Consider the following 4,869-nt stretch of genomic DNA (forward strand, 5'->3'; position numbering starts at 1 on the left):
GGATTGCTTTGTTGGAAGATGAGGCGATGATTCTACCGAATTCCGGAGTGAAGGTCACCACCCCACGCAATCGGCTCAATAGACTGCGCTGTATGCGCTTCTCATTGAACCAGAAACGGATATACGCATACCAGCTGAAGAGACTGCTGACCAAGGAATTATCATCGGTATATCTGCGCTCACAGTAGGTCTCCCGGATACGGTTGGATGGAATATAGAGGATGGTCTTCGCTGGACAGGCGGTCAAGACTTGTTCGAATCCCGGTCCATTCCCCACTTGCCGGATAAAGAGCAGATCGAACTCATCCTGATGCGCCCGAATATAATCTGCTACGTAGCTATAGTAGGATTGCTCTGCGTGATAATCCTGGAAGAATCGATGCTGCTTGGTATACAGTGGAAGCGGCAGTTTGGTGATATGCTCGTTGAATGCTCCGCTATTCTCGCCCTCTGGTAAGGTATTGAAGAACCAACCGTGGGCATCTATCCCATGTGCACGTAGCTCCTTGACCTGGCAGCTGATCTTGTTCTGTACACTATGTTGTTTAAGGACTCCTCCGATGAATATGTATCTCAACCTGATCGGTGGATTCATCTATAGAGGCTTTGTACGTTCTCTTCGCTCAGAAACTGCTGATCGGAATAGTTGAGGATGCGATGCTCTTTGCTCCTTTTCTCCAATACTTCTGGCAGATATCTCTTCGAAACGATGAGGAGCTCGCACTCTTCCAAGCATGTATCCATGTCTTTGACCCTGCTGAAGAGGTAGGGAAAGTCGATCCGTAGATTGTTCAATTTCAGATCCTCATCCCAGATGCGGATATGATAGTCCTCTTCCTCATTCAGTGCATTGAGAAGTCGGAGCATCGGGCTTTCGCGCAGATCATCGCTGTCATTCTTGAAGCTCAATCCGATGAATGCCACCTTTTTTACCCCGGTATCCTTGACCTCCTGGATCAGTGTGTCCACATAAGCATCGTTACTCGGGATCATGCTCGGCAATAAGGCGAATTCCCGCTCAGAACTCCGTATCAGATACTGTAGCTCCCTGAGGTCCTTAGGCAAGCAGGAGCCTCCAAAAGGCAGGCCGGGTCTGAGATATCTTTTGGAGATATTCAATTTGTCATCGGCCACGAAGATGGAATGCGCATCCTTGACATTCACCCCTAATTCATTGGCCAGCGTGAAGATCTCATTGGCAAATACGATCTTGAGTGCATGAAAGGAATTATCGATGTACTTGGAGTACTCGGCCGTACGCAGATCGGTAATAAAGGAAGGACGCTCTGGATTGACATGCAGAATGTCGACCAATGCAGCAACATCATCCCCTTCCCTGCTTCCAAGCACGAATCTTCCGTAATCGTAGAAGTCCTTGACTGCGCTCCCTTCTCTGAGGAATTCAGGATAGAACACGGGAATCACAGCGCTATCACTTAGGAATTTGTCAAAGACGGATTCAGTGGTACCCGGAGGCACCGTGCTCCGGCACACGAGATATTTCTGTTGGCCGGTCTCTACATGCTGGGAGATCTCATAGATGACATTGTGGAGATAATCCAGATTGACCTCTCCACTGGCCTGACTCGGTGTGCCTACGCATGTGATGATGATATCGCTTTCACGTATGAGAAGGGCCGAGTCCTCTGTGGGGATGATGAGACCTTTTTCCAGTCCTTCTTGTAGGAGTTCTTCGACTCCCGGTTCATTGATCGGGCTCTTTCCTCCTACGACTGCCTGTACCTTCTGAGGTTTGACATCGTTGCAGAGTATGGTGTGGCCTTGTTTGGCCAGGCAGGCGACATTGACGATTCCTACGTAACCTAGACCGAGTACTCCGATTTTCATGCTGGGGATCCTTCTACTTGAACGAGGGCAAAAGTCATAAAATTTCAATGCCCACACGAGCTGAGCACGATGATTTCCTCACTCTTCGTTCCTCAACCTCCTTCCGGTGGTCATTCCCATGCCCAAGAGCTTCAATTCCTGATGGAATTCGTAGTCGTGCTCTTCGAATAGTCGCTCACCGATCGGTGTGATCAGTTCGATGCCTTTGGCCCTTGGATGTTTGATGGCCGGATCTACTGGATAGGCATTCATCAAATCGCCTGGATATGGATCCAGCATCTGTAGGATCTCACTCAGTTCTGCCTCTGGATCGAGCCATTGGGACTCTGCACCCGGCTGAATGATCACCGGACTTCGATGGTGCTTGATAGCGGCAGTCACACTATTGCTCACGGTGGTGATGATGGCAAATCCACGTATCACCTCACCGGTCTCCTTATTCACCCATTCATCCCATAGCCCAGCAAAAGCAAAGGGTCTGACCTTGTCTTTCAGATAGACCACATAGGGTTTGCTGAGTTTCTCCTTCTCCGGTCCTTCGAGGAATCCATCGGCTATGATCAAACATCGCTTACCACGAATGGCATGACGGAACATGGGTTTTTTGAATATCTCCCGTGCACCGGTATACTGCATGTCATTCTCCTTGTTGCGGTCCCCTTCAGCCCGGGCATTGAATATGTACATGCGCTTCTTTGACCAGAAAGGAGTGAATCCGAAGGTCATCATCTGCAACTCGCGAGGCTCTGCATCGGTGATCACCAGGCCTTGGCCTCCGGGACCGATATTTACATCCGGGACAAATAGTTTGTGCACGGAAGGATCCGCTTTTACATTGAAGCGCTTCTCGACTTCAGTCACTTTGGTCACGAGTATGTATCGTCCACACATGGTCAGTTGTTGAGCCAGATGATCAATGAGTCTCTCAATATCTTGATCTCCTGAGGATCTAGATGAGCGATGCGACTGGTATGATTACCTTCAGGGATGGTCCATCGGATGAGATTGTTCTGCCCCGTGGGTTCATACCCCGTTGCTGACCAAGGGTCGTATTCCCCATAGATGAAAGCGATATCCTCAGCTTCAGTATCCAGCCATTCCTTGATCTGCTGGTGTACGGTCCCGTTGTATTCCAGGTCGAAGGTCTCAGGGATGAAGGTGCGATAGTTGGAGAAATCCTCCGTGTATTCATTGGTGAGCTCCTTGAAAGGTTCTATTGCATATCCATACATGCCCATCTCGGTATAGCTCTGGTAGAAGAATGGAAAGATATCTGTCATGGTGGATGCAGTGAAGAATCCCGGAGCATCGATGTCGAAGAGATGCTGGAGTTTCTCTTCGAAACTGCTTTCAGATGGCGGGATGGTCGAGCAGTTCCCATTCCACTGCCAGAATGCAAAACCGTATTCGAAGATCGAAAGTTCAAATGCCCTTTCCATACTCAGCCCATACTCATAGGCTCTGTCCTCTGACATCCGCTTGAAAAGCTGGAAGGCAAAATCGTAGTTGAGCAAGAGCTCGAGTTGGAAAGCCAGGACCTGATCCCGACATGGCTTCTCTCCTACCTCTGCAAGGAATTCATAGATGCGATGGTCTTCGCGCTCCAGATTCAATGGAGCTACGTATACCAAGCTGGCATCGACATCCTCCGGATAGAAATAGCGATGATACATGGTGGTCTGTCCGCCCTTGCTAATGCCCGTATTCAACCACGGACCGGTATAGATTCCTTTCAGTAGTTCCACTATGCGATGATGATCGGCCGCGGATTGCTCGATGGTGAGAAAGTCATAGGGAATATTCTTCGGAGAGGAATCACCGAAGAATCTGTGTTCCACGTGTATCTGATTGGCCTTGAACATATAGGTGGGTTCGGCCAGAAAGCGGTTGTTGGTGGAGTTATAGCCACTGAGATAGAGGACGGTATTCGCAGCTGTATCCGCATGGGACAGATAGATTTTCTGCTGAAAAGTCCCCTTACGCTTACCACTATGGTCGATGGGTTGTTCGAGATACAATTCGTAGGTCATCTGTATGTGACCTCCTTCGTGATCATTGGGAATCTTCTGAACGGTGAAGCCCATTGACCTGAGTTTCTCGGCCAGGTCGAATGACGATACAGTGCGCGCAGCATTATCTGATGGGATGTCCTTGACCTGTTTGCACGTGGTGATTCCTACCAACAGAGTGGCCAAGGCAAAATGGACCCAGAAGTGCTTCATACTATGAAGATATTAATTCGAGGTGCTATGTGCTCCCAATATCGACTCAAGGATCTCGGTATCCAGACTTTCCAGTCTTTTGGGTCGGGTCGGTTGAGCGGCAGGTGGCATCAGGTCTTTCCGGTACCAATCGACTGAGTGCCATTGACCCTTTTTATATCCGATGTCTTCATATGAAAAGATCTTTTTGAAGCCTAATCGCTCATGGAATCTTTCACTACTCGGATTGGGCCGGGTGATACCTGCTAGAACCATCAGATAGCCTAAGTGTTGCAGTAGGTCCAATAGAGCCAGATACAAAGGCCCACCGATCTTTTTATTGAGATGGTCCTTGTGGAGGTAGATCGTACTCTCAGTGGCCCATTGGTAGGCAGCTTTATACCGATGCTCGTTCGCGTAGGCATAACCTAGAATCACACCACCCTGCTCGGCAAGCAGGAACACATGACTGGATTCGAATTTCTGAGCAAACGAATCAATAGGTGGAGTGGTCAGGTCGAAAGTGATGGAGCTATGATGTACATAGTGATCATAGATGTCCCGGATGTGGGGAAGGTCATCGATTTTTGCACAACGCACATTCATGCAACGAATATCTGACTATTCCTGAGTGCTGGACTCAAGGTGTTTATCCGTTGTAGAATGGGTCTGACTGCGCCTTATGAGGCAAATCGCAGTTCGTCTTCAGAAACCAATCCTCTGCTCATCAGTATGTGCTTCAGCTTCATTCTCGCTTTAGTCAATTGACTGCGTGAACTGCTTTCTGTGATTCCTAAGTGCTCGCCTATCTCTTTGTGAC

5 protein-coding genes are annotated in these 4,869 nt (G+C 48.8%); all 5 read right to left on the reverse strand.

Features of this window, described 5'->3' with window-relative positions; genetic code table 11:
- Nucleotides 1-595: hypothetical protein (locus HKN79_02130; GenBank protein NNC82349.1), on the reverse strand; the 595-nt coding region annotated here is incomplete at its 3' end.
- Nucleotides 592-1,848, reverse strand: coding sequence for a UDP-glucose/GDP-mannose dehydrogenase family protein (locus HKN79_02135; GenBank protein NNC82350.1), 1,257 nt, complete (start codon nt 1,846-1,848; stop codon nt 592-594). The genes HKN79_02135 and HKN79_02130, both read right to left, overlap by 4 nt.
- A 78-nt stretch (nt 1,849-1,926) precedes the next feature.
- Complete coding sequence (locus tag HKN79_02140; protein NNC82351.1) at nt 1,927-2,739, reverse strand: SOS response-associated peptidase; 813 nt, start codon at nt 2,737-2,739, stop codon at nt 1,927-1,929.
- A 2-nt stretch (nt 2,740-2,741) separates the two neighbouring features.
- On the reverse strand, nt 2,742-4,070 hold the full coding sequence (locus HKN79_02145) for a peptidase (GenBank protein ID NNC82352.1): 1,329 nt from the start codon (nt 4,068-4,070) through the stop codon (nt 2,742-2,744).
- A gap of 12 nt (nt 4,071-4,082) precedes the next feature.
- Nucleotides 4,083-4,649, reverse strand: a complete 567-nt coding sequence (locus tag HKN79_02150; protein NNC82353.1) for an N-acetyltransferase — start codon at nt 4,647-4,649, stop codon at nt 4,083-4,085.
- Nucleotides 4,650-4,869: the final 220 nt, after the last annotated feature.

This window comes from Flavobacteriales bacterium (assembly GCA_013001705.1).
Classification (GTDB): domain Bacteria; phylum Bacteroidota; class Bacteroidia; order Flavobacteriales_D; family JABDKJ01; genus JABDLZ01.